Source organism: Actinomadura sp. NPDC023710 (assembly GCF_040639875.1).
Classification (GTDB): domain Bacteria; phylum Actinomycetota; class Actinomycetes; order Streptosporangiales; family Streptosporangiaceae; genus Spirillospora; species Spirillospora citrea.
Map to the genome: position 1 here is coordinate 202,661 of NZ_JBFAGB010000007.1, position 24,681 is coordinate 227,341.

The following is a 24,681-nucleotide window of genomic DNA, read 5'->3' on the forward strand; positions in this document are numbered from 1 at the left end:
CCGCCCGGGGGTGTTAGATCGGGGCACCACCATTCCCGTGGGGAGGAGCCGCGGTGCCTGACGAGGCTCCGGGTCCCGGCCGTCCGGGCCGGGCCCTGGACGAAGCCGCCGCGCGGGAGGCAGACCACGCGGCGCGACTGCTCGGGTACCTGCGCGACCTGGCGCGGGCCCGGCGGCGCCCCTCGCGCGACCTCGCCGACCACGACCACGTCCACTGGCTGGCCGGACTGCCCGGCGACGTCTACGTGGAGGCCGACGCCGGGCCCGGCGAGGTGCTGTTCAGCGTCCCGGTCATCCCGCTGACGCCGCCGGTCGTGCTGGAGGAGTTCGACGGCTGGCTCGCCCTCCGCAACTGGTACCGCATCCTGCGCGACCTGTCCGGCGAGGAGGCCGTCCTCGCGACGGGCCTGCTGTCGTGGCGGCCCGCCGTCCACGACCATCTGCTGAGCACGCCCGTCCGGATCGTCCTGGACGAGCGCACCGAGCGCGTCGACGTCGTCCTCGCCGGGCACACGACCCTGCGCGACCGGGAACTGCTGTCCGGGCACCCCGGCTTCCGGCCCGCGGACTGGATCGCCGACGCCGTGCAGACCGGGCAGGGCTTCGGGCTCAACGCCTCCGTCGGGGACGTCCTGCGCAAGTGGTGCCAGGTCGCGCTGACGAGCCCCGCCGACTACCGCGAGGACTGGACGCCCGACGCCGACGCCGCCTCGCCCGTCCCCCGCCTGCGCCTCGCGCCCGCCCTCGTCGTCCGCCCGGCGGGCCGCGAGGCCGTCGGCGACCACCACGCCAAGCTGCTGAGCCTGCTGCCGCGCGGCGTCCCCGAGGGGGTCGCGCGGTTCGTCTCGTCCGAGCTGAAACCGCAGGTCATGCACATACCGGAGCGGGCGCCGGAGACCGTCCCGGACCTGCTGGCCGGGCTGCTGGCGCGGGGCCGCCGGGTGCTCGTCGCCACGTCCGGCCCGGCCGCGTCCGCCGCGCTGCGCAGTGCGCTCCCGCCCGGCCTCGCCGCCCTCACCGCCACCGACGCGTCCATGGCTGCCCGCGTGGCGGACGCGATCCGCGCCTCGGGCGACCCCGGCGTCGACGCCCTCGCCGAGCGGGAGGAGGCCGCCGCCCTGCGGGTCGCCGAGATCACCGAGCGCCTGCGCGGCGGCGAGCCGGCGGAGCCCCCGCCCGACCTGCGCGGCGAGGAGCCCGAGCTGTCGTGGATGCCGGTCCGGCCCGACCTGCCGCCGGGCCCGCCGATCTCCCGGTCCGAGGCCGCCGAGCTGGTCGTCCTCCTCGCGGAGGAGACCGCCGAACGCAAGGCCCGCACCGAGCAGCGCGACGTCGACCCGGGCGCGCTGCCGAGCGCCGCCTACGTCCGCACGCTGATCGAGGCGGAGACCGCCGCCGCCGAGCGCGCCGAGCGGTCCCGGACCGAGCTGTCGCAACTCCTGCGCGACGGCGACGTCACCCTCCTCGCCCGCCTCGACGGGGACGCCTCCGTCGTCGGCGCCGCGCTCCGCGACCTCGGCCTGGAGGGCCATCCGGGCGGCTGGAACCCCTCCGACCTCGCCGTCCGCGCCCTCGGCGACGCCCTCGCCGAGCGGCGCCCCCTCATCTGGGCCCGCGTCGTGGAGATGACGTCCCGCGCGCAGTGGGCCGAGCACGCCCTCGGCGAGCTGCGCGGCCACCGCGTCGAGCTGCCTTCCGACGCCGACCTGCGCGGCCTCGCCGCCGCCGCCCAGGACCTGCGCGCGTACCTGGCCGACGGCGGCGCGCTCAAGCGCGGCCCCCTGCGGTCCGGGGCCCAGCGCCAGGCCGAGCCCCTCCTCGCCACGGTGAAGGTGGACGGGGCGGCGCCGACCACGCCGGAGCTGCTCGACATCGTCCACACCGACCTCATGGTGCGGATCACCTGCCGAGAGCTGCAGTACGTGTGGGAGGCCGCGGGCATCTCCTTCCCGGCCGACCTGCCGCCCGACGAGCGCGTCGCCCGCTTCGTCCGCGCGCACGCGCGGCTCGCCCGCGTCCGCGACGCGATGACCGCCCTGGACTCGACGCGGCGGCTTCTCGAACGTTCCGGCTTCCGCGTGCCGCTCGTCCATCCGATCCAGTGGCACGACTACGCCGCGGCCCTGCGCAACGCCCTCGAAGGGCTCGGCGTCGGCCGCGCCACCGCCGACCTGGACGCCCTGCGCGACTCGATCGGCCCCGCCGACGGCGACGACCCGCCCGAGCTGCGCGCCGCGCTCACCGCCGTCGACGCCCGCGACGCCGCCGCCTACGGCCGCGCCCTCGGCGCCCTCGCCGAGGCCCGGCACGAGCGCTCCCGGCAGATCCGCTGCGAGGAACTGGTCGCCCGCGTCCGCGCCGTCCACCCCGACCTCGCCAACCTCATGGTCGCCACCGACGGGGACGAGGTCTGGCACGTCCGCACCCGCCGCTGGGACGACGCCTGGACATGGGCCCGCCGCCGCGCCGCCTCCACCGGCCCCGCCGCCGCGGACCGCCTCCGCGACGCCCTCGCCGAGGCCGAGGACGCCCTGCGCAAGGCCCGCGCCGCCCTCACCGCCGCCCGTGCCGCCGCGTCCGCCCTCGCCCGCTCCGGGCCCGACATCGTGCCCGCGTGGATCCTGCCGCTGTGGCGCGTCCCGGACGTCCTCCCGCCCGCCCCCGACGGCTTCGACGTCGTCATCGTGGACGGCGAGCACGAGGCCGGCGCCGAGGCCCTGTTCGTCCTCTGGCACGCGCCCCGGACCATCCTCGTCGGCCCGTCCGGCCCCGACCTCCCGCCTCCGGAGGGCCCGCCGCCGAGCCCCCGCCTCCCGTCCGACCTGCACGAAGTGATCACCCCCACCACCCCGCTCTTCACCGCCCTCACCACTCCCCGAACCCCGCCGTCTCCCGCTGCGCGCCCGCTGTCCGAGCGCCCGGACGCGACCCAGCGGGACATACCGATCCAGCCCCCGAGCCCCGTCTCGGATCCGCCTGCGCACAAGGAAGCCGACCCGCGTGCTCGCGATCCCCGCGCGGGGGAGCGGCCGGATGTGACGCAGCAGGACCTCCGCCCCCGGCCGCCCGCGGCTGCGCGAGAGGGAGCCGAAACGAGACCCCGCGATCCGCGCCCGTTGGAACGGCCGAAAGAGCCGCGCCAGGACGCGCGCGGTCGGACACCTGCGCGTCCGCAGGGCACGGCCTCCGGTCCCGGGGAGCGCCCGGATGTGACGCAGCAGGACGTGCGGGCCCGGCCGCCCGCGCGTCCCGGCGCGGGTCCGTCCGGGCAGGGCGTCCCGCCTCGGCGCCTGGACGCGGCGCGGCGGGAGCCGCAGGGCACGGAGCAGCAGGGGCAGGGCGAGGCGCCGCCCCGGCCGGGCGGGCGAGGCGGCAGCCTCCCGCCCCGGCGGCTGGACGCCATGAGGCGGGACGAGCCCGCCCAGGAGTCGGGTGTCCAGGCCACGGGCCCCAACCCGCGCGTCCCGGAGCCCGAGCACGCTCCGCCCCCCGGCCGATCGGACATCCCGGCGATCTGGGGCAAGCCCGGCCCGCTCCCGGACCCCCCGCCGCGACCCAAACCAACCCAGCAGGCACAACCCCCACAACAGCCGCAGCCTCGCCCACAACCGAAGGCCCCGGCGCGAACAGAACCCCCGCACCAGCAGCCCCCGCAGCAGGCGCCGCCTCGCCCGCAACCGGAGGCCCCGGCGCGGACGGAACCCTCACAGCAGCAGCCCCCGCAGCAGGGGCAGCCTCGCCCGCAGTCGGAGCCTCCGGCGCGAACGGAGCCCCCGCGCCAGCAGCCCCCGCAGCAGGCGCAGCCTCGTCCGCAGCAGGAAGCCTCGGCGCGGGCGGAATCCCCGCGCCAGCAACCTCCGCAACAAGGGCGGCCTCGTCCGCAGTCGGAGGCCCCGGCGCGGGCGGAACCTTCACAGCAGCAGCCCCCGCAGCAGGGGCAGCCTCGTCCGCAGCAGGAAGCCTCGGCGCGGGCGGAATCCCCGCGCCAGCAACCTCCGCAACAAGGGCGGCCTCGTCCGCAGTCGGAGCCTCCGGCGCGAGCGGAGGGTCCGCCGGAGCGGCGGGCGGGTGGGGGCTCGGGTGGGCAGGCGAAGGTCCGGCGTGGGCGGTCGATCGCGTCCTACAAGCGGCCCGAGCTGGTCGAGATCGTCGGGCACGTCGCCGAGCTTGAGCCGGATCTCACCGACGACCAGATCGTCGAGCTGGTCACGCGGCTCCTCGGATGCCCGGAGGACGAGGCTCTGCTCGTCGGGGCCCGCCTCCGGTACGCGGTGGAGGCGTACCGGGAGGGCACCCGATAGCGCTCACCGGTCCGACCGGCGGCGCGCATCGCGGGCGGGCGGCGGTTCAGGTGATCGGCATGGTGACCGCGAGCGGCCAGGCCAGCAGGACGCCGCCGACGAGCGCGGTCACCCACGCCGGGGCGCGGACGGCGCGCAGCGCCGCCGCCTGGGCGCCCTGCCAGACCAGGAGACCGGCGATCAGCGGCGACACCAGCAGCACGAAGGACGAGACGGCCCCGACGAGTGCGGCCGCGAGGAGGGCGGCCAGCGCGGCCGACGCCGCCCAGGCGTGCACGCCGATCGCGGTCAGCCGCTCATGGCCGGCGCACAGCGCCTCGACGCCGAGGCAGTACAGGGCGGTGCCCACGGTGATCGGGACGAGCGCCCACACCCGCGCGCCCACCGGCACCGCGTGCGCCCACCCCAGCTGGGCCGGGACGGCGAACGACACCGCGGTCAAGGCGACGAGGACGGCCGCCGCCGCCACGGTCCGCGCCCGGGGCCGTCCGCCGAGGACACCGGCGTCCCTCGCGCAGACGAGCGCCACCACGCCGGCGACGCCGAAGAACCCGGCGAGCGGACCGGCCACCGCGAGCGGCAACCGGAAGACCCGCATCACGGGCACCGCCGCTCCGACCGCGAACGCCGCCGCGACCAGCGCGAAACGCACCGAGACGCGACGGCGCGCCGCGCGGTCGTCCGCGGGGCGACCGAGCAGCGCCGCGGCGATCGCCCCGAAGGTCAGCACGGCCGCCAGATGCAGCAGCAGCGCCGACCCCGCCCGCTGGACGGCGCGCACGTCCGGGACCGGAGCCGAGCGCCGCCCGAACGCCGCGTCGAGCCAGGCGCCGGTCTCGCGATGGGTGCGCGGACTGAACAGCACGCCGACGTGCTCGACGCCGCCGACGATGACGGCGCGCCGTGCCGTCCCGCCCCGCGGATCGCCGTACGTCGCCCCCGTCCGCCCCTCCGGGTAGACATCGTGCAGCGCCTGGACGGCGCCGTCCCGATACGCGGGGAACTCCAGGCCACCGGCGATCAGCAGCACGTTCCGGTCGGACGCCGGCACCGCCATCGCCCCCTGCGAGATCGCGACGGTCGCCCCGACGGACGGATGCGCCGCGCCGTACCGGATGACCGCGGCGGCCCCCAGCGAGTGCCCGACGAGCCCGATGCGCTCGCCGTCCACCCACGGCGTGGCCCGCAGACGGGTGACGGCGACGTCCAGATCACGGTCGAGCCGCGCGTCCGCGGCCGGGCCGACCCCGTTCCCAGGGAGTCGCCGCCTGCTGGCCCCGTGCCCCGCGAGATCGACCAGGGCCACCGCGTACCCGCGCCGCGCCAGCGTGTCCGCGAACCCCCGCATCAGGCGGCCGCCGGCCCCGAGCCCGTGCGCCACCACGACACCCGGGACCCGCCCGGATGCCCCGGCCTCCCGCACGATCTCGACAGGCACCCCGTCCACCACCACGCCCCGCCGCTGGAGACCGGCATCCGCGGCCAGCACCCCCACACCCCCGACGAGAGCGCAAACCACCCCCACCACCACCGCCACGATCTGTGGTTTTGTCACCGTTCACCGTCCAGCGCCAGGGTGCCAGAGTGTCAGGAACAGGGACGGTGCGTAATCGGAGTGCGATTATCGGGGGAGACCGGCACAATCGCGCCCATGATCACCGAGGAACTGGTCCAGGTTTGGCGGGATGTCATTCAGGGCGACGAGAAGTCGTGGGTGCTGTTCGAGAACGGCACGTGCGTCATTGTGATGGAGCCCGGAGTCGACCTGAGCGCGCAGGCGGTGGAGCTGCTGCGCGAGTACGGGCCCGTCCACGGGGGCACTCCGGCCGGTGACTTCGGGACGATCGATCTCGACCAGGCGCCGGGCTGGGCCGTGTACGGGCATCACAACGACATCCTCACCTATGTCGCACCCGAGGAGGCCGGGACCGACGCGACCGATCTGACGGTGGGCCTTCTCGGACGTTCCAAGCGTGGTCAGGACGGGCTCGAACTCACGGTCGTGCACGTGGAGGACAAGCGCGGCCGGTGAATGGAGCGTTTGTCGGAGGATGTCTGTACAAATGTGTGCGTGACGGAATGGGGCGAGGAGGCGTTGGCGCGGTTGCGGGCGGCCGCGCACCGGGGGTTCGGGGACGCCGGCCTGCTCCGGGGGCGTCCGCTGACTCCCGTGCTCCAGTACGCCGGGGACGTGCTCGTCGCCGCCCTGGCGCAGGGGCGTGACGTGCGGCCCCTCGCCCTCGCGTGCCTGGACGAGCTGAACGAGCGCGGTCTGCCCGGCGACGCCGAGCTGGCGGACGAACTGGCCGCCGCCCTCGGGGTGCGGGCGCCGACCGGGCTGGCTCCGCTTCCCGTCGATCTGGGGGCGGTGGCCGCGGCGATGGAGGACGGGTTCCAGGTGCTCGATCCCGAGCGCGGGGACGTGCTCCCGGCGGACGAGGCGGAGGGGCTGCCCGTCCCGCCGGGCGACCTGCCCGAAGGGGAGGACGCCCGGCGGGGGGCGGCGCGGGCGTGGCTCGCGGGGGAGGGGTTCCGGCCCGCGCCGCGGAGCCTCTAGGAGCCGGGGCGCACCAGCGGGAACGGGATCGTCTCGCGGATGCTGCGGCCCGTCAGCGTGATCAGCAGCCGGTCGATCCCCATGCCCATGCCGCCGGCGGGCGGCATCGCGTACTCCAGGGCGCGCAGGAAGTCCTCGTCCAGCTCCATGGCCTCCGGGTCGCCGCCCGCGGCCTGCAGCGACTGCTCGGTCAGCCGCTGCCGCTGGAGGATGGGGTCGATCAGCTCGGAGTAGGCGGTGCCGAGTTCGAGGCCGAAGATGATGAGGTCCCACTTCTCGGCCAGGCGCGGGTCGTCGCGGTGGGGCCGGGTCAGCGGCGACGTCTCGGCGGGGTAGTCGCGGACGAACGTCGGCGCCGCCAGCTTCTCCTCCACGAGCGCCTCGAACAGCTCCTGGACGACCTTGCCCTGCCCCCACTGCGGGTCGACGTTCAGTCCCGTCCGCTCGGCGAACGACTGGACGCGTTCCGGCGCGGTCCCGGGGGTGATCTCCTCGCCGAGCGCCTTGGACACCGACTCGTAGACGGTGATCACATCCCACGGCTCGGCGAGGTCGTACTCGGCGCCGTCCCGGACGACGACCGTGGTGCCGAGGGCGGCGCGGGCCGCGTCCACGACGAGGGAGCGGGTCAGCTCGGCCATGGTGTCGTAGTCGCCGTAGGGCTCGTAGGCCTCCAGCATCGTGAACTCGGGGTTGTGCCGCGGCGAGACGCCCTCGTTGCGGAAGCTGCGGTTCAGCTCGAAGACGCGGCCGGCGCCGCCGACGAGGAGCCGCTTGAGGTACAGCTCGGGCGCGATGCGCAGGTAGAGCTGCATGTTGTAGGCGTTGATGCGGGTGGTGAACGGGCGGGCGGTGGCGCCGCCGTGCACCGGCTGGAGCATCGGCGTCTCGACCTCCAGGTAGCCGCGGGCGCGCAGGCCGTCCCGGACGGCGGCGACGGCGTCGCCGCGCATCCGCAGCATCCGGCGGGACTCGTCGTTGACGATGAAGTCCACGTACCGGTGCCGGACGCGGGCCTCCGGGTCCGACAGCCCGGACCTCTTGTTCGGCAGGGGGCGCAGGCATTTGGCGGCGAGCGTCCACGAGGACGCGAGCACCGAGAGCTCCCCGCGCCGGGACGTGACGACCTCACCCCGCACGCCGACCTGGTCGCCGAGGTCGATGAGCGACTTCCAGCGGCGCAGCGAGTCCTCGCCGAGCGCGTCGGCGGTCAGCATGACCTGGAGGTCGCCGGTCTCGTCCCGGAGCGTGACGAAGATCAGGCGGCCGTGCTCGCGGGCGAGGACGACGCGCCCCGCGATCGCGACGGCGTCGCCGGTGCGGGAGTCGGGGGCGAGGCCGGGGTGCCGCTCCCGGATGCCGGAGGCGACGTCGGTGCGCTCGCAGCCGAGCGCGTACGGCTCCATCCCGGCGGCGCGGATCTGGTCGAGCTTGGCGTGCCGGACCCGCTCCTGCTCCGACAGCCGGCGCTGCGGGGCGCGGGCCGCCTCCGCGGCCTCCTCGATCTCCTTGATCTTGTCGACGAGGTCGCCGGACGGGACCATCGCGGCGGCCCGGTCCAGCTTGGGGCGGTTCAGACTCGGCAGGAACCCTTCGGCGCGGGCGTAGGCGAGGCCCAGCCGGACGAGGTGCCGCCCGTGCTCGTAGCAGATGAAGCGGGGACGCCAGTCGGGCATGTACTTGGCGTTCGACAGGTACAGCGACTCCAGCTGCCAGAACTTCGACGCGAACGACAGGAACCGGTAGTAGAGCCGGGCGACGGGGCCCGCCCCGATCTGGGAGCCGCGCTCGAACGCCGAGCGCAGCATGGCGAAGTTCAGCGACAGCTGCTGCGCGCCGACCGCGGCGGCCTTCTCGGCGAGCTTGGCGACCATGTACTCGTTGAGGCCGTTCTCGGCGAGCCGGTCGCGGCGCATCAGGTCGAGCGACAGCCCGGCCCGCCCCCAGGGGACGAAGCTGAGCAGGCCGCGCAGCTCCCCGTGCGCGTCGAACGCCTCGACCATGACGCAGCGCCCGTCGGTGGGGTCGCCGAGCCGGCCGAGCGCCATGGAGAAGCCGCGCTCGGTCTCCTCGCCGCGCCAGGCGTCGGCGCTGCGGATGAGCTTGGCCATCTCCCAGCCGGGGATCTGCGAGTGGCGGCGGATCCGCACGGTGTACCCGGCCCGCTCGACGCGCCGGACGGCCTGGCGGACCTGCCGCATCTCCCGTCCGTCCAGGTTGAAGTCGGTGAGGTCGACGATGGCCTCGTCGCCGAGCTCCAGCGCGTCGAAGCCGTGCCGCTTGTAGATGCGGGCGGCGCGCTCGCCGACGCTGACCGCGCCGGGGATCCAGGCGTGCGCGCGGCACTCGCCGAGCCACGCCTCGATCGCCTGGTCCCACGACTCGGGGTCGCCGAGCGGGTCGCCGCTGGCCAGCGAGACCGAACCCTCGACCCGGTAGGCGATGGCCGCCTTACCGTTCGGCGCGACGATGACGTCCTTGTCGCGGCGCAGCGCGAAGTAGCCGAGGGAGTCCTGGTCGCCGTACTCGGCGAGCAGAGCGCGCGCCGCCAGCTCCTCCTGAGGGCTGAGGACGGGGTCGCGCCGCCCCGGCCTGAACAGCGCCCAGAAGGTGGCGATCATCAGTCCGGTGCCGAGCACCCACAGGATCACGTCCACCCAGAACGGCACCGACACGTCGATCGGCTTGCCGGTGACGCGCGGCCCGAGGACGGTCTGGGAGATCGCGTAGAGCGGATGCGTCCAGAAGTCGCCGCGGGAGTTGCGGTCGGTCAGGGTGACCAGGAACGTCCCGATCCCGCAGGTCACGATCAGGAGGCTGGTGAACACGACGGTGGCCAGGCGCCGGTTGGCCCGGTCGGGCAGGGTGGTGAACTGGCCGCGCGCGGAGATCAGCAGGCCGAGCACCGCCAGGTACACGGCGGCGGTGACGATCAGGCCGACGGGGGTGGGCTTGTCCGGGTTGAACAGCGTCGTCAGGACGGCGGTGACGCCGAGCGCGGTGGGCAGGCAGAAGATCAGGACGAGGATCCGCCACGCGGCCTTCTTGCGCCGCCGGACGCCCATCGACAACAGGATCCAGAGCAGGCCGATCGGGACGCTCGGGAACCAGCCGAGATAACCGATCCATCGCAACGCCCAGATATCGGCTATCTCAAGGATGAGACCATAGGAGACCCATGCGAGCAGCGACAGGATCCCGGAGAGTCGGGTGTACCAGAAGAAGATCGTCGGAGCGGCCTGGATCAGCCGCCCCCACTCGCCCCGCAGGCCGCGCTGCTGGCCCAGCTCGGTCATGGTCCCCTTCCTACCGGGTCGCACGTCGATCACGTCTCCGCACCCGCGCGCCCGGTCGGCGGCGAACCGCGTGGTGATCTCGGACGTCGTACGGGTAGGGGGATGTGGCTTGCACTCTCAGTCCAAGGTTGTCAGCAAAAGTCGATATGGTCGCGGATATGCCAAATGAACCCACCGGTGAGCGGTTGCTCGCCCGCCGATACCGCCTGGTGACCCAGGTCGGCCGAGGCGGCATGGGGACGGTCTGGCAGGCGCACGATGAGGTCCTCGGTCGTGACGTTGCGGTGAAGGAGGTCATCCTCCCGCATGGTCTCACCGATGAGGAACGCGCCGTGCACCACAAGCGCACGTTCCGTGAGGCCCGCACCGCGGCCAGGCTCAGCCACCCCGGCGTCGTCGCCGTCTACGACGTCGTCGAGGAGGACGACCGCCCCTGGATCATCATGGAGCTCATCAGGGCCCGCTCCCTGGACCAGGTGATCAAGCAGGACGGGCCGATGGAGCCCCGCCGCGCCGCGGAGATCGCCCGGCAGATGCTCGCCGCGCTGCACGCCGCGCACGAGGCCGGGGTGCTGCACCGCGACGTCAAGCCGAGCAACGTGCTGATCACCGGCACGGGGCGGATGGGCGAGCGCGCCGTGCTCACCGACTTCGGCATCGCGACCGCCTCGGGCGACGCCACCCTCACCCAGACCGGGCTCGTCATGGGCTCGCCCGCCTACATCGCGCCGGAGCGCGCCCGCGGCCGCGTCGCCGGGCCGGCCTCCGACCTGTGGTCGCTGGGCGTCACCCTGTACGCGATGCTGCACGGCAAGTCGCCGTTCGAGCGTCCCGAGCCGATGGCCGCGCTGGTCGCGGTGATCTCCGACGAGCCCGACCCGCCGGAGAAGGGCGGCCGGCTCGTCCCGGTCATCGAGGGCCTGCTGCGCAAGAACCCCGATCAGCGGATGGACGCGATCGAGGCCGGCCGGATGCTGGACGAGATCGTCCGGCAGGAGACCGTCGACACCCAGCGGACGATGGCCGTGGAGTACCCGGTCGAGGAGGCGCCGGGCACGCAGACGACCATGCCGGAGGCGCCCGGCGAGGCGCTCCGCCCGGCGGACGCCGGCGCCCGCCCCGACCAGCTCACCAGCTTCGACCTGCCGAGGGAGGCGCGGAGCGCGCCCGAGTCCGCGAACCCCGCCGAGACCGCGCCCGACCCCGACCGGGTCCGCTCGTGGCGGCCGGGCCCCCGCACCCAGCCCGCCGGGCGGGTGACGGTCCCGGGCGACAGGCCCGAGCCCGGGCCGGACACCCATTTCCCGCCCACCACCCACCACCCGTCCACCGGGCGCCCCGCGCTCGCGTCCAACCGCAACGTGCTGATCATCGCGGGTGTGGTGCTGCTCGTCATCCTGGTCGTCGCGGGGATCGCGCTGGCCAGCAGCGGCGGCGACGACGACGCGAAGGGGCAGAAGAAGAGCGCGTCGACGCCGCCCGCCACGGGGAAGGCCTCCTCGTCCTCCCCGGTCAAGTCCAAGGACCCGAGCCCGGCCCTCCCTGCCGGGTTCAGGACGCACAAGGATCGCAGCGGCTACTCCGTTCCCGTCCCGGATGACTGGAAGGGACCCGAGCGCAAGAACGGCGGCGACTTCTTCTACGCCCCCGGCCGCAAGACCTACATCCAGATCGACCAGACCGACGACCCGGGCGCCAGCGCGATCGACGACTGGCGGCGCCAGGAGCGGGGCGGCTCCGGCTGGCCCGGCTACCGGAAGCTCAGGATCGCGGCGACCGGGGACCACCCGCCGGTGCCCGACACCGGGAACGGCGACAAGTCGGCGGACTGGGAGTTCACCTACGACGGCGACGGAGGCCGGGTGCACATCCTCAACCGCGGGTTCGTGACGAAGGGGCACGGCTACGCGATCCTGCTCCGGGCCCCCGCCGGCGACTGGGACGAGGTGTACTCCGAACTCCAACCGGTCTACCGGTTCTTCAAGCCCGCGGAGGCCTGATGGAAGGGCGGCTGCTGGCCGGTCGGTACCGGCTCGCATCGGTCGTCGGACGCGGCGGCATGGGCACCGTGTGGCGCGCCACCGACGAGACCCTCGACCGCGAGGTCGCGGTCAAGGAGGTCGTGCTGCCCGCGGGGCTGAGCGACGAGGAGCGCGAGAACCGGCACCGCCGGACGCTGCGCGAGGCCCGCGCCTCGGCCAGGCTGAACCACCCGGGCGTCGTGACCGTACACGACGTCGTGGACGAGGACGGCCGGCCGTGGATCGTCATGGAGCTGGTGCGGGCCCGCTCCCTCCAGGAGGTCGTGGAGGAGGACGGCCCGCTGCCGCCCGGACGGGTCGCGACGATCGGCGCGCAGATCGCGGGCGCGCTGCGGGCGGCGCACGCGATCGGCGTCCTGCACCGTGACGTCAAGCCGGCGAACGTGCTGGTCACCGGCGACGACCGGGCCGTGCTCACCGACTTCGGCATCGCGCAGGTGGCGGGCGACGCCACCCTCACCGGCACCGGGCTGATCATGGGGTCGCCCGCGTACATGTCGCCGGAGCGGGTGAACGGCGACCCGGCGATCCCCGCGTCCGACCTGTGGGCGCTCGGCGCCACCCTGTACGCGGCGACGGAGGGCAGGGCGCCGCACCACCGCAGCGACGCCATGGCGGTCCTCGCCGCCGTGATGACGCAGGACGTCCCGCCGCCGAGGAACGCGGGGCCGCTGGCTCCCGTCCTCACCGGGCTGCTGGAACGCGACCCGGTGCGGCGGATGACCGGGGACCGGGCCGAGGAGGCGCTCAAGGCGGTCGCCTCCGGGCACGCCGCGGACGCGGCCGCCGCGCAGATCGCCGCGAACGAGGCGACGGCCGCGGCCGCCGGCGCCACCTGGACCGCGTCGTTCCCGCCCGGCCGGTCGCCCGCGTCGGAGTCGTCCACGCACGCGCAGGCGTCCATTCCGGTGCCCGTCCCGCCCGAGACGACGGACCACTACCCGCCGGGAACGGGCACGCAGTGGACGCAGGGGCACCCGTCCGCACCGGCGCGCAGGAAGTCCCCGGCCCTGCCGGTCCTCGCCGGCGTCGTCGTGGCGGCGGCGGTCCTGGCGGTCGCCGGGTTCGCCTTCTGGCCGAAGGGCTCCTCGGCCGGCGGACCGGGCGTGTCGCACCCGCCGCAGGCCGGCGGGCAGACGACGCCGGCCACGCAGACCACCCCGACCACGCCGTCGGACGACCCCGCGCCCACGTCGAGTTCGAGCGCGCCGCGGCTGCCCGACGGGCTCGTCCGCGCGAGCGGGCCCGGCTACACGATCGCGGTTCCGCGCGGGTGGCGGCGCTCGGTGCAGGGCAACAGCGTCGTCTGGACCGACCCCGCGTCCAGCGCCTACGTGCAGGTCGACCGGACGGTCTGGTCCGGCGACCCCTACGAGCACTGGGTCACCTGGGAGCGGGAGGCGATCGCCGACGGCAAGCTCCAGGGCTTCCAGCGGATCGGAGAGATCACCCGCACGACCGTCGCCGGGCGGCCCGCGGCCGACATCGAGTTCACCTGGTCCCGCTCGGGCGGCACGCGCGCGAAGGACCGCGGCGTGATGGTGGACGGCCGGCCCTTCGCCGTGGTGGTGGCGGTACCCACCTCCCAGTGGAACGAGAACGAGACACTCGTGAACAATGTGCTCGACACGTTCCAGCCCTCCGGGGTGGGATGACCAGTGGGGGGACCTTCTAGAGATGGCACAGGCACGTCTGCTCGGTAACCGCTACCGGCTCGACTCGGTGGTCGGCCGCGGCGGCATGGGCACCGTGTGGCGCGCCTTCGACACCATGCTGGACCGCGAGGTCGCGGTGAAGGAGGTCGTGCTCCCGCCCGGGCTGAGCGACGCGGAGCGCGCCGTCCTGTACGAGCGGACGTTCCGCGAGGCCCGCGCGTCGGCGCGGCTGAACCACTCCGGGGTGGTGACCGTCCACGACGTCGTCGAGGAGTCGGACCGTCCCTGGATCGTGATGGAGCTGGTCCTCGCGCCGTCGCTGCAGGACATCATCGAGCGCGGCCCGATGGAGCACCGCCGGGTCGCCGACATCGGGCTGCAGATGCTCGGGGCGCTCCAGCACGCCCACCAGAAGGGCATCCTGCACCGCGACGTCAAGCCCAGCAACGTGCTGGTCACCGACACGGGGCGGGCCGTGCTCACCGACTTCGGCATCGCGCAGATGGAGGGCGACTCGACGCTCACCCAGACGGGCCTGGTCATGGGATCGCCCGCCTACATCGCGCCGGAGCGGGTGCAGGGCGAGCGCGCGGTCCCCGCCTCCGACCTGTGGGCGCTCGGCGCGACGCTGTACGCGGCCGTGGAGGGCCGCTCCCCCTACGAGCGGTCCGACGCGATGTCGTCGCTGCAGGCCGCGCTGACCGAGCCCGTGCCGCCCGCGCGGAACGCGGGGCCGCTCGGCCGGGTGCTGGAGGGGCTGCTCGCGCGCGAGCCGTTCGGCCGGATGACGGCGGCGCAGGCGCTGCCGATGCTCACCCAGGTCGCGGCCATGCCGCAGCCGTCCCCGCCGCGGCCGCCGGTGGCGAACGAGACGATGACGGACGAGCCGTCCGCCCGCTACCTGCCCGGCGGCCGGCCCGATGACGCCTCGGAGACCGTCCTCGACCCCGAGGACCTCGACCCGGTCACGCGCCGCGACGCGGGGAAGGGCGGCGAGCCCGACCCGGTGACCCGCCGCGACCCGGGCCGGTTCCAGGACCGCGGCGCCCCGCACCGCCCGCCGCCGTCCCCTCCCCGGCCGGATCCGGAGCCGCGGACGCTGGTGGGGACGGAGTGGGCGCCGCCCCCGTCCCAGCACCCGTCCGTGCAGCAACCGTCCGTGCACCCGTCCGTGCGGCAGCCGCATCCGAGCCTCCCGCCGCAGACGCCTCCGCCGTGGGAGCAGCCGCAGCAGTACGCGAACTGGCAGCAGCCTCCGCCGCCGCCCGTCCACGACCGGCCCCGCGGCGGCGGGGAGCGCCGCAAGACGGTGCTGGTCGTCACGGTCGCGGTCGTCCTTGTCGTGGCGGCGGTGCTGCTGGGCGCGTTCATCCTGCGCGGCAGGCTGGGCACCGGCGCACTGGGCGGCGCGCCCGATCACCCGGTGGCGGCGAGGCCGCTGATCTGCGCCCCGCCGGCGGTGACGGCGGGCTGCTCGGAGACGACGTCCGTCATCACCATGTAGGGCAGCGTCAGCGGCGGCGGAGCCGCCGGGGTGAAGGTCACCGGGATGCCCAGCAGCTTGGACGACATCTTCGTCGTGTACATGACGACGCCGCCGGTCAGCGTGAGGCTGCCGGTCCGGGTCCGCGCGGCGGCGCCGCCGTGCGCGACCGTCTGGTCGACGTTCTTCAGGACGGCCTTGGTCATGCTGAACTTCAGCGCCTGCACCGTCCCGCCCGCCGAGGGGAGGGAGGCGACGCCGTCGTAGCTGAGCCCCGACATCGTCAGCGAGTCGGCGCGCAGCGTCCCGGCGTCGGCGTAGAGGCGCGGTCCGGTTCCCGCGTCCTTGGCCGGAGCCGGGGTGGTGGTGGGAGAGGGCGTTGCGGTTGGAGAGGGCGTGGCGGTGGGCGCGGGGGGCGCGCTCGTGGGGGGCTGCTGCGACGGTGCCCGGCTCGCGGGCGGTGTCGCCGAGGGGGACGGCGTCGCCGAGGACGGTGCCGCCGAGGAGGACGGCGACGGGGACGGGGACGGCGACGGGGCGAGCAGGTGCATCCCCAGGACGGCCGGGATCGCCAGGGCCGTCAGCCGCCCGCCGCGCGGCGCCGCGTGCGCCCCGTGCGTCCCGTGACGGGCGTCCCGCGGCGCCGCGCCCGGCCGGTGCCCGTCCGGGGCGGGCGACCAGGCGAAGCCGAGGGCACCGCCGAGCACGCCCAGCAGCATCCCGACGAGGAACCCGCCGAAGTTGGACGTGAGGAACGACGCCAGTGACAGCAGGACCGCGAGGATGCCGTAGAAGCTGCGCTGGGCGGGCTGGAACCACAACAGCGCGCCCGCGGTGACGAGCAGCGCTCCGATGAGCCAGCTGGCCACGCCGGCCATGCCCTGGTGGACGACGAGCGGCATCGGGGCCAGCGGGATCGCGACCAGCTCGACGCCGCCGAGGACGGCGAACACGCCTCCCCAGAAGGGGCGTGTCCGCCGCCAGCGGCGGAATCCGTGCGGCGCGCGGGGAGCCGGCGGGGTGGGGAAGGTCATGGCCTCAGAAGCACTCGGCGCCGAGCTTCATGCTGAGGTCGTTCAGCTTGAAGGTCCCGGCGGTGGTCGCCCACGCGACCTGCTTGACGTTGCGGAGCTCGATCGTGGACGCCTGCTGCCCGAACATGCCCGCCGGGCCCTGCGCGCCGTCCGGGCCCTTGCCGAGCGTGCTCGCGTCCCGGCCGATCTCCATGTCGGAGAACGTGGCGTCGGCGTTCAGCTGCTCCACGTCCAGGACGAGGTCGCTCGCCTCGACGGGCTTGGCGCCGGTGCCGGCGGTCAGCCGCAGGGTGAACGGGCCGACCTTCACCGACTGGCACATGTTGCGGATCTGCGCGGACCTGATGCCGGAGATCTGCACCGGGTGCTTGGCGCCGTCCTTGCCCGCGTCGACCCCGCCGTACTGGACGAACCCCTGCCCGTTCAGCGAGTCGGCGCTGACCTTGAAGCTGCCGCCGGAGACGGCGAAGGAGGAGGCGATCGCGCCCTGCGCGGTCATCAGGACCAGGGCGCCCGCGCCGATCGCGGCGGGGGCGGCGATCGCGGCGAACCGCTTCCAGCGGACGCGGCCGAGCGCGGCGTCGGACGAGGGGGTCATGGGGGCCTCCGGGGGGTCGTGGTCCGGTGGGGACCGCGGTGACGCGGGTCACTGGTGTGACGCAGAGTGCAAGTTACCCCCAAGTACTTACTTGCGACAAACCGGACAAGCGTCACCAAAGGTAAAAGATTCCAGTCGGCTGACCTGCAAGATCATGTTCTTGGGGCGCCGCCGGGTCCGGTGGGCGCGGCGTCGAGAGCGGCTACGGCACGTAGTCGCTGATGGGCGCGCGGGAACCCCGCACCCGCAAGGGAGGGGAGAGGTTCAGCCGCCCGCGGCCAGGGCGTCCAGCGCCGTCCGCAGATCGGCGACGTGGGCGTCGAGTTCGTCGGCCGGCTCGCCGGACCGCAACCGGGCGACATCGGCCTCGATGCGGGCGACCCGCTGGTCCAGGGCCGCCAGGAGCCGGTCGCATCCCGCCGGGGAGCCCTCGCCCTCGCCCTCGCCGTCCAGCGTCTGGCGCAGCAGCCGGGCCTGCTGCTGGAGCTGCTGGTTCCGCCGGTGCAGCTCCACGAACACCGACACCTTCGCGCGCAGCAGCCACGGGTCGAACGGCTTGGTGAGGTAGTCGACGGCGCCCGCCGCGTACCCGCGGAACGCCTGCTCGCCGGTGCCGCCGCCCGCGGTGAGGAAGATGATCGGGACGTCCCGGGTGCGCGGCCGGGCCTTGATGTGCTCGGCCGTCTCGAACCCGTCCATCTCCGGCATCACGACATCGAGCAGGATCAGCGCGAAGTCGTCGTTCAGCAGCTCTTTCAGGGCGGCCTGGCCGGAGGTGACCGGCACGACCTCGACCGGCAGCGCGTCGAGCACCGCCGCGAGGGCGGTGAGGTTCTCCTCGCGGTCGTCGACGGCCAGAATCCTCGCGTCGTGCGGCACCGGACTCCTCACGTCGGTGACGGCGTGTGCCGTCCACCCTGTCATGGTCCTGCGAGCGACAACAATGAATCGCCGCAGAGTAAAATTTCTAGGGCAGCCAGCCCGGTTTGACCAGTCCCGACTCGTAGGCGAACACCACGAGCTGCGCCCGGTCCCGCGCCCCGAGCTTCACCATCGTACGGCTGACATGCGTTTTCGCCGTGGCGGGGCTCACCACGAGCCGGGCGGCGATCTCCTCGTTCGACAGCCCCTCGCCGACCAGCGCCATGACCTCGCGCTCCCGGTCGGTGAGCGCGTTCAGCCGCGGCGAGGGCGCGGGCTCCTTGGCCCGCGCGGCGAACTCGGCGATCAGTCGCCGGGTGACGCTGGGTGACAGCAGCGCGTCCCCGTCCGCGACGGCCCGGACGGCGTGGATCAGCTCCACCGGCTCGGTGTCCTTGACCAGGAATCCGCTCGCCCCGCCGCGCAGCGCCTCGAACACGTACTCGTCCAGCTCGAACGTGGTGAGGATCACGATGTGGACGCCGTCCAGCCGTTCGTCGGAGGCGATCCGCCGGGTCGCCTCCAGGCCGTCCAGGCCGGGCATGCGGATGTCCATCAGGATGACGTCGGGACGCAGCCGGCGGGCCAGCGCCACGGCCTCCTCGCCGTCGCCCGCCTCACCGGCGACCTCGATGTCGGGCTGCGCGTCCAGCAGCGCCCGGAACCCGGCCCGCACCAGCACCTGGTCGTCGGCCAGCAGCACCTTGATCATCGAGCATCTCCCTCGGGCCCGGCCGCCCCGGCGTCCGGACCGGCGTCCAGCGGCAGCCGCGCCCGCACGCCGAACCCGCCGCCGGTCCGCGGGCCGGCGGCGAACGCGCCGCCGAGCGCGGCGGCCCGCTCGCGCATGCCGCGGATCCCGCTGCCGCCCGGCCGGTCGTCCAGCGGCGACACGCCCCGGCCGTCGTCCTCGACCTCCACCACGATCTCGTGCTCACCGTAGGCGATGCGGACCCTCGCCGTCACCGGGCCGGGACCGGCATGGCGGGTCACGTTGGTCAGCGACTCCTGGACGATCCGGAACGCCGCCAGGTCGGCGCCGGCGGGCAGCGGCCGCCGCTCCCCGGTGAACTCGGCCTCGACGTCCAGCCCCGCGGACCGCGCGCGGGCCAGCAGGTCGTCCAGCCCGCCGAGCCCGGCGGTCGGGGCGCGTGGCGCGGTCTCGCCCTGCGCCCGCAGCGCGCCGATGACCCCGCGCATCTCGGTGAGGGCCTCCTTGCTGGCGTCCTTGATGGCGGCGAGCGCCGTTCGTGCCTGCTCGGGGTTCTCGTCCAGCAGGTGCAGCGCCACGCCCGCCTGCACGTTGATCATCGAGATGTTGTGCGCGAGCACGTCGTGCAGCTCGCGGGCCATCAGCAGCCGCTCCTCGCTGGCCTGGCGGCGCTCCTCCTCGGCGCGCGTGCGGGCGGTCTCGGCGGCGCGCTGCCCGCGCATCCGGATCAGCTCCGCGGTGACCAGCACCACCAGCGCCCAGCCGACCACGAAGCTCGACCCGCCGAGCGTCGGCTCCTCCACCGGGAACGGGCCGTCCTGACCGCGCTCGGCGGCCGGGACGCCGATCAACGCGGTGAGGCCGAAGAACGCGGCGAGGCCGATGCCCGTCCCCGCCCAGACCAGCAGCCGGCGCCCGGCGACGACGGCGGCCAACATCGCGACGGCCAGGGCCAGCGGCGCCGGGCCGTAGGTGTAGGCGCGCAGGAAGTACAGGGCGGTCACCGCCGCGGTGGAGCACACCGTGAACACCGGGTACCGGCGCCGCAACAGCAGCAGGGCGGGTCCGGCGAGGAGCAGCGCGAAGCCGAGCGCGTCCAGGTCGGTGTGCCCGAGGGACTCGCTCCCGTGCTCCCAGGGCGGGCCGCCGCCCCTTCCCCCGGACGACCGGTCGCCCTGCGCGCCCAGCGACCCGCCCACCTGGAGGAACGCGACCAGCAGCGGGACGACCCACACCGGCCACGCGGCGGGCCGCGGCCAGCGCGGCGGCGAAGTGCTCATCCCTGCACGTTAAGTCATGGGCCCCCGGGGCCACGTCGGCCCCGGGGAGTCAGCGTCCCTACTCCTCGGGAGGTATCCGGAGCCGTGCTCCCAGCCACGTCAGGACGGCCACGACCTCGGAGGGGGACGCGGGGGAGCCGTCCACCGGGGACGTCTCGACGCGCATCGGCGGGCGTGCGAGCGCGGCGAACCTCCGGGCCTGCTCGTCGCTCCTCCCGGCCGCGACCAGGATCGACACCGGGGGCGGCGGGACGTTCTGGAGCCGCCACAGCAGGTCGTTGCCGAGCCGGTAGCGCTCACTGCCGCCGTAGAGGTCGCCGTCCGGCGCGCCGAACCGGCCGCCCAGGCTCGCGGCGGCGGCGAACCGGTCGGAGCGCAGCATCGCCAGCCGCGCCGCGCACCACCCGCCCTCGCCCGTCCCCGCCACGCCCCATCCCTCGCGGGACTCCGCCACCCGGTACTGCGAGGCCAGGGCCTCGGGGAGGTCCTGCGTGAGGTAGGTCTCGCCGAGCGTGGGGCGCCGCCCTGGCACGTCCATGCAGTCGGCGGCGCCGGTGAGCCGCACCATCGCGTACACCATGGGCTGCGTCCCTCCGGCGGCGCGGGGCGGGCCGGCGTCCCGCAGCCGGTCCGCGGGCGCCCCGTCCCCCAGGAGGACGACCACGGGCAGCCGCTCGGTCTGCTGGAAGTACCGCGGCGGGAGGTAGACGTACGCCTCGGCGTCCACGCCGCTGCGCGCGCCGTGGATGGTCAGGCGGTCGACCCGTCCGTCCTCGGCGGGGTCCGGCCTGTGGCCCGCCCGCTTCGGGCCGAGGCCCGTGGTGGTGCGCTCCACGGGGCGTCCCGCCGCGCGCTGCGGCTGGACGTGCTGGACCCGGAGGTGCGCGGGATCGTGGCCGAGCAGGTCGTTCCACGTCGCGTAGAACACGAAGTACCGGTTGGCCAGCAACACGATCGACGCGGTGAGCGCCGCCTGCGTGGCCAGCAGGAGCCCGGAGCGCGCCAGCACGGCCCGGACGCCCGCCCCCGCGAGCCGCCGCCACAGGACGACGGCCGCGACCGCGCAGCCCAGCGCCAGCAGGCATACGGGGCCGATGAGGGTCGCGCTCACCGGTTCCATGTCAGCGCACCGGTTCCATGTCACTCGCCCGCAGCCGCGCGCTCAGCCACCGGACGGACGGCGGGATGTACTTGCGGAACGTCTTGAAGTTGTGGCCGCCGCTGCGCAGCAGCACCTTGTCCACGACCAGCGGAGGACGCGCGGCCCGCATGAACCTCTGCGCCGACGGGAACGTCTTCTCGCCGGCGTCCGCCGACGCCACCAGGATCGACACCGGCGGCGCCGGAAGGTTCCGCAGCCGCCAGACGAGGTCATCGCTCCTCCGCACGGCCCTGCTCCCGCCGTACAGGTCGCGGGTCGTCGGGTCCATCAGCGCGTCGAAGTGCCCGGCCATGCTGACGGCCGCGGAGAACCGGTCGGAGTGGAGCATCGCCAGCTTCGCGGCGCAGAACCCGCCGGTGGAGTACCCGGCGAGCGCCCATCCGCTCCGGTCCCGCGGCACGCGGTAGGTCCCGGCGACCGCCTCGGGGACGTCCTGGGCGAAGAACGTCTCGACCTGGGGTCCGCCGGGCACGTCGGCGCACTCGGTGTCCCAGCCCCGCACCACGGTCGGCCGCATCATCACGTAGATCATCGGCTGGATCCGCCCCCGTGCCTGCGCCCGCGCGGCGTCCTCGGGCACGTGACCCTGACGGATCCACACGAGCCGGTCCGCCGCCGGGTACCCGGCCAGCAGGATCACGACCGGAAAGCGGCGGGCGGCGGAGGCGCGCTGGAAGTACTGCGGCGGCAGGTACACGTACGCCTGCGAGGCCAGGCCCGTCCGGACGCCGCGGATGTCGAGGCGCTCGACCTGGCCGTCCTTCGCCGGGACGTGCTCGGCGCGCGGTCCCGGGTCGAGGCCGGCCTGCACCGTCCGCACGACCCGCGTCGCGGCGGCCGCGTTCCCTCCGGCCGGGCGGTGCGCCTGGGCGCCTCCGCCGGCGGCGCTCAGCAGGTCCGTCCACGACCCGTAGAACAGGTAGTGCGCGTTCAGGGCCGCCACCAGCGTGAGCAGGACGGACGACTGGCAGCCCACCAGCATCAGCGCGCGGGCTCCCACGGCCCGGTGCCCGGGCGCCGCGGCACGCGGCCATGCCCGCACGGTCGCGGCCATGCAGCCGACGGCCAGCAGGATGAGCAGGCTCAGCGTCCCCGGGCTCGTGAGTCCCACGCACCTACTACGCCCGAGGGGCGGAGAAGGTTCAGCGGACCCAGCGGACAGGCAGGTGCGCGAACCCGTGCCGGGCGCTCGACCGCAGCATCACCGGCTCGCCCGCCGACCGCGGCAGGCCGGGACGTTCGAGCAGGGCGACGAGCAGCGCGCGCAGATGCACCCGCGCGAGCTGCGCGCCCAGGCAGGCGCGGTGACCGAACCCGAAGCACAGATGGGGCGGGGCGTCCCCGAGGAACCGGTCGGGGACGAAGCGCCCCGGCTCGGGGAACACCCCGTCGTCGTGGTTCGCGGAGACCAGCCACAGCATGACCTCCTCGCCCGCGAGCAGCGGCACATCGCCCATGACCGTGCCGCGCCGCACGGTGCGCCGGACGTGCAGCACCGGCGTCCACCAGCGCAGCATCTCCTCGACCGCGCTGTCGATGAGCGCCTCGTCGCGCTGCCCCTCGCGGAGCCGGACGTACTCGGCGGGGTGGCGCAGCAGCGCGTGCAGGCCGCCGGCGAGGGTGTTGCGCAGCGTCTCGGGAAGGTCGCGGGCGACCTCGCGGACGAAGTCGACCTTCTCCCGCGACGGAATCCGCGCGAGCATCGCCTCCGCCGGCGGATCCATGTCGATCAGCGCGGCCTCGCCCGGCGGCTCGTCCCCGCTCAGCGGCCCGTGCACGACGCCGTCCACCTGCGGCGAGAACAACTCGGGGTGCGCGAGCGCATGCCGGACGTCGCGGTGGCGCAGCACGGCCCAGGCGCCCGGCCGTCCCGCCGTGCGCCCGTCCAGCCACACCACCGGCGTCCGCGTCCGGAGCCTTTCGAGCCTGTCGTAGGGGACCCCGCGCACGTAGGCGTCCGGGCAGTCGAGGACCCCCGCGTCGGAGATGGGCGGCGTGCCTCGCCGTTGAGGCATGGGAACCTCCTCTACCAGGCAGACGCTAACGCGTTACGGTCGCACCCTGAAGGGCCAGATTCGGCCGTCCCCGCCGGGGATCCCGCCGAAACCGCGCGCCGGCTATCCCGCGAGCCACTCTCCGGTCTCCACGCTGACCAGGCCGTGCCGGGCGGCCTCGATCACCGCCTCCCGCTGCGAGTGCACCCCCAGCTTGCTCAGCACGCTCTGGACGTGGCTGCGCGCCGTGCTGCGCGTCACCCCCATCGCCTTGGCGAGCATCTGGGTGGACTCGCCGCGTGCCAGCCGCGTCAGCACCTCGCGTTCCCGGGGCGTGAGGAACCGTGCGAACTTCCGCGCCTGGTCGCGCCGCCGGCCGTCGCCCCGGCGGATCTCCTGGTCGACGACGATCTCGTCGTCCGCGACGCGGCGCAGCACGGCGAGGATGTCGCCGGCCTGCTGCCCCTTGTGCGCGAACCCGCGGACGCCGGCCGCGAGGCCCGCCTCCAGCACCGGCCGCTCCAGGAATCCGGTCAGCACGACGAACCTCGTCCGCGGGGACGAGCCGCGCAACCGCGGCATCCATTCGAGCGCGGTGCCGGACGGGAACTGCAGGTCGATGAGGCAGAGGTCGGGCCGCCTGGCCCGGAGCACGGGCAGCGCCTCGGCGGGGGAGTAGGTGACCTCCACGACGCTGTGCCCGGCGTTCGCCAGCACCAGGGACAGTGATTCGGCGAAGACCGCGTGGTCGTCGCAGATGACCATCCTCATGGGTACGGCCGCCAGTCGTCGGAGTGCGCGTCGGAGTGCGCGTCGGGACGCGTGTCGGGGTAGGCGTCGGCGAGGGCCCCCGCCGCGCGGTCCTCGGGGGGCGGCGCCGCCGGCAGCAGCATGCGGACGCGCGCCCCGCCCATCTCGCAGGTGCGGATCTCCAGGGTGCCGCCGTACCCGGAGATGAGGTCGTGGACGATGCCGAGTCCCAGCGACGCCAGGCCGGGCCGGGCCGGGCGCCGCCCCTCCGGTGTCCCCCAGCCCGCGCCGAACCCCGGGCCATCGTCGTCGACCTGGATGACGAGCCGGCCCTGCGCGACCTCGACGTGCACGTCCACGCGGCCCTCCGCGACGCGGCACGCGTTCTCGAGGACGTTCCGGACCGCGCGCCACAACGCGACCGGGTCCATGTGCGCCCACGCCTCGCCGGTGGTGAGGCGTATCTCGTGCGGGGTGACGAGCCGCAGCCCGGTGACGACCTCGGCGGTGAGGTCGTCCACCCGGATCCGCTCCGGGGCGGGCGTCGGATGGTCGTCGTCCTCGTCGAGCTGGCGCAGCAGGTGGTCGAGCCACCGGGTCTCGCCGAGCAGCTGGTCGATGCGGGCCCGGCTGGTGTCGCCGACGTCCTCCGCGACGGCGACGGCCGAGGCCAGCATGATGATCGTGCCGAGTTCGTGCCGGATGTCGTGCCGCAGCCGCCGCCGCCACAGCGCCTGCCCGCCGCGGTCGGACGTCCCCGTCCGGTCACGGCGGTCGTGGTGTCTGCCCTCCCGGACGCCCGTCCCCGCGAGCGTCCTCGCGCCCACGGGAGTGTCCGCTCGGGAAAACCGAGGCCCCCCGTTGTTCATGACGACCACCGTTCGCTATTCCTGCAC

Annotated in this window: 18 protein-coding genes; 6 read left to right on the forward strand and 12 right to left on the reverse strand. The window is 74.7% G+C overall.

Translation table 11 applies throughout. From position 1 onward, the window contains the following. The first annotated feature begins 53 nt into the window (after positions 1-53). A complete protein-coding gene (locus AB0H37_RS10950; RefSeq protein WP_360612252.1) occupies positions 54-4,301 on the forward strand; it encodes a hypothetical protein in 4,248 nt (1,415 codons plus the stop codon). 46 nt (positions 4,302-4,347) lie between these two features. Here the strand turns inward: AB0H37_RS10950 and AB0H37_RS10955 are convergent, their stop codons facing one another. Then, positions 4,348-5,790: an alpha/beta fold hydrolase gene (locus tag AB0H37_RS10955; protein WP_360612253.1), complete on the reverse strand. Its 1,443-nt coding sequence runs from the start codon at positions 5,788-5,790 to the stop codon at positions 4,348-4,350. A 162-nt stretch (positions 5,791-5,952) separates the two neighbouring features. Between AB0H37_RS10955 and AB0H37_RS10960 the strand changes: the two genes are divergently transcribed. Together AB0H37_RS10960 and AB0H37_RS10965 are read left to right on the forward strand one after the other, a co-directional pair. Next, positions 5,953-6,333, forward strand: a complete 381-nt coding sequence (locus tag AB0H37_RS10960; protein WP_360612254.1) for a hypothetical protein — start codon at positions 5,953-5,955, stop codon at positions 6,331-6,333. A 39-nt stretch (positions 6,334-6,372) separates the two neighbouring features. Further along, on the forward strand, positions 6,373-6,858 hold the full coding sequence (locus tag AB0H37_RS10965) for a hypothetical protein (protein WP_360612255.1): 486 nt from the start codon (positions 6,373-6,375) through the stop codon (positions 6,856-6,858). Here the strand turns inward: AB0H37_RS10965 and lysX are convergent. Then, positions 6,855-10,154 carry a bifunctional lysylphosphatidylglycerol synthetase/lysine--tRNA ligase LysX gene (gene lysX, locus AB0H37_RS10970; RefSeq protein WP_360612256.1) on the reverse strand — a complete coding sequence of 1,100 codons (3,300 nt, stop codon included), beginning with the start codon at positions 10,152-10,154 and terminating at the stop codon, positions 6,855-6,857. The two genes, AB0H37_RS10965 and lysX, sit on opposite strands and share 4 nt — an antisense overlap. Before the next feature lie 158 nt (positions 10,155-10,312). On the opposite strand from lysX, the gene AB0H37_RS10975 reads away from it, so the two are divergent. Genes AB0H37_RS10975 through AB0H37_RS10985 form a run of 3 tightly spaced genes read left to right on the forward strand, consistent with a single transcriptional unit; the run spans position 10,313 to position 15,355 of the window. Beyond that, positions 10,313-12,154, forward strand: a complete 1,842-nt coding sequence (locus AB0H37_RS10975; protein ID WP_360612257.1) for a protein kinase — start codon at positions 10,313-10,315, stop codon at positions 12,152-12,154. Continuing rightward, on the forward strand, positions 12,154-13,851 hold the full coding sequence (locus tag AB0H37_RS10980) for a serine/threonine-protein kinase (RefSeq protein WP_360612258.1): 1,698 nt from the start codon (positions 12,154-12,156) through the stop codon (positions 13,849-13,851). Before AB0H37_RS10975 ends, AB0H37_RS10980 begins: the two co-directional genes overlap by 1 nt. 22 nt (positions 13,852-13,873) lie before the next feature. Next, entirely contained in the window at positions 13,874-15,355 is a 1,482-nt protein-coding gene (locus AB0H37_RS10985; protein ID WP_360612259.1) for a serine/threonine-protein kinase, read from the forward strand. Here AB0H37_RS10985 and AB0H37_RS10990 read toward each other — a convergent pair. The 10 genes from AB0H37_RS10990 to AB0H37_RS11035 form a co-directional block, all read right to left on the reverse strand. After that, a complete protein-coding gene (locus AB0H37_RS10990) occupies positions 15,268-16,368 on the reverse strand; it encodes a DUF6114 domain-containing protein (RefSeq protein WP_360612260.1) in 1,101 nt (366 codons plus the stop codon). The genes AB0H37_RS10985 and AB0H37_RS10990 overlap by 88 nt on opposite strands. 4 nt (positions 16,369-16,372) lie before the next feature. Beyond that, entirely contained in the window at positions 16,373-16,966 is a 594-nt protein-coding gene (locus AB0H37_RS10995) for a DUF6230 family protein (protein WP_329085989.1), read from the reverse strand. A gap of 264 nt (positions 16,967-17,230) precedes the next feature. Continuing rightward, positions 17,231-17,845: a response regulator gene (locus tag AB0H37_RS11000; RefSeq protein WP_329085990.1), complete on the reverse strand. Its 615-nt coding sequence runs from the start codon at positions 17,843-17,845 to the stop codon at positions 17,231-17,233. A gap of 88 nt (positions 17,846-17,933) precedes the next feature. Next, positions 17,934-18,599 (reverse strand): response regulator transcription factor, encoded by a 666-nt coding sequence (locus AB0H37_RS11005; RefSeq protein WP_179837366.1) that lies wholly within the window; start codon positions 18,597-18,599, stop codon positions 17,934-17,936. After that, positions 18,596-19,879, reverse strand: a complete 1,284-nt coding sequence (locus tag AB0H37_RS11010) for a sensor histidine kinase (RefSeq protein ID WP_360612261.1) — start codon at positions 19,877-19,879, stop codon at positions 18,596-18,598. Before AB0H37_RS11010 ends, AB0H37_RS11005 begins: the two co-directional genes overlap by 4 nt. A gap of 58 nt (positions 19,880-19,937) precedes the next feature. Further along, positions 19,938-20,990: a hypothetical protein gene (locus AB0H37_RS11015; protein ID WP_360612262.1), complete on the reverse strand. Its 1,053-nt coding sequence runs from the start codon at positions 20,988-20,990 to the stop codon at positions 19,938-19,940. 10 nt (positions 20,991-21,000) lie between these two features. After that, positions 21,001-22,152: an alpha/beta hydrolase-fold protein gene (locus AB0H37_RS11020; protein WP_360612263.1), complete on the reverse strand. Its 1,152-nt coding sequence runs from the start codon at positions 22,150-22,152 to the stop codon at positions 21,001-21,003. Between the two features lie 31 nt (positions 22,153-22,183). Next, the gene (locus AB0H37_RS11025; protein ID WP_329085999.1) at positions 22,184-23,056 is read right to left on the reverse strand and encodes a cytochrome P450; all 873 of its coding nucleotides are present in this window, start codon (positions 23,054-23,056) and stop codon (positions 22,184-22,186) included. Positions 23,057-23,158: 102 nt separating this feature from the next. After that, positions 23,159-23,806: a response regulator transcription factor gene (locus AB0H37_RS11030; RefSeq protein WP_360612264.1), complete on the reverse strand. Its 648-nt coding sequence runs from the start codon at positions 23,804-23,806 to the stop codon at positions 23,159-23,161. Further along, the gene (locus AB0H37_RS11035) at positions 23,803-24,612 is read right to left on the reverse strand and encodes a HAMP domain-containing sensor histidine kinase (protein WP_360612265.1); all 810 of its coding nucleotides are present in this window, start codon (positions 24,610-24,612) and stop codon (positions 23,803-23,805) included. The genes AB0H37_RS11030 and AB0H37_RS11035 overlap by 4 nt, the downstream gene beginning before the upstream one ends. Positions 24,613-24,681: the final 69 nt, after the last annotated feature.

Coding starts and splice junctions, on each gene's coding strand:
- AB0H37_RS10985 (WP_360612259.1), top strand. CDS start 13,874: ATGGCACAGGCACGTCTGCTCGGTAACCGCTACCGGCTCGACTCGGTG.
- AB0H37_RS11030 (WP_360612264.1), bottom strand. CDS start 23,806: ATGAGGATGGTCATCTGCGACGACCACGCGGTCTTCGCCGAATCACTG.
- AB0H37_RS10995 (WP_329085989.1), bottom strand. CDS start 16,966: ATGACCCCCTCGTCCGACGCCGCGCTCGGCCGCGTCCGCTGGAAGCGG.
- AB0H37_RS11010 (WP_360612261.1), bottom strand. CDS start 19,879: ATGAGCACTTCGCCGCCGCGCTGGCCGCGGCCCGCCGCGTGGCCGGTG.
- AB0H37_RS10960 (WP_360612254.1), top strand. CDS start 5,953: ATGATCACCGAGGAACTGGTCCAGGTTTGGCGGGATGTCATTCAGGGC.
- AB0H37_RS11005 (WP_179837366.1), bottom strand. CDS start 18,599: ATGATCAAGGTGCTGCTGGCCGACGACCAGGTGCTGGTGCGGGCCGGG.
- AB0H37_RS10990 (WP_360612260.1), bottom strand. CDS start 16,368: ATGACCTTCCCCACCCCGCCGGCTCCCCGCGCGCCGCACGGATTCCGC.
- AB0H37_RS10980 (WP_360612258.1), top strand. CDS start 12,154: ATGGAAGGGCGGCTGCTGGCCGGTCGGTACCGGCTCGCATCGGTCGTC.
- AB0H37_RS11025 (WP_329085999.1), bottom strand. CDS start 23,056: ATGCCTCAACGGCGAGGCACGCCGCCCATCTCCGACGCGGGGGTCCTC.
- lysX (WP_360612256.1), bottom strand. CDS start 10,154: ATGACCGAGCTGGGCCAGCAGCGCGGCCTGCGGGGCGAGTGGGGGCGG.
- AB0H37_RS10975 (WP_360612257.1), top strand. CDS start 10,313: ATGCCAAATGAACCCACCGGTGAGCGGTTGCTCGCCCGCCGATACCGC.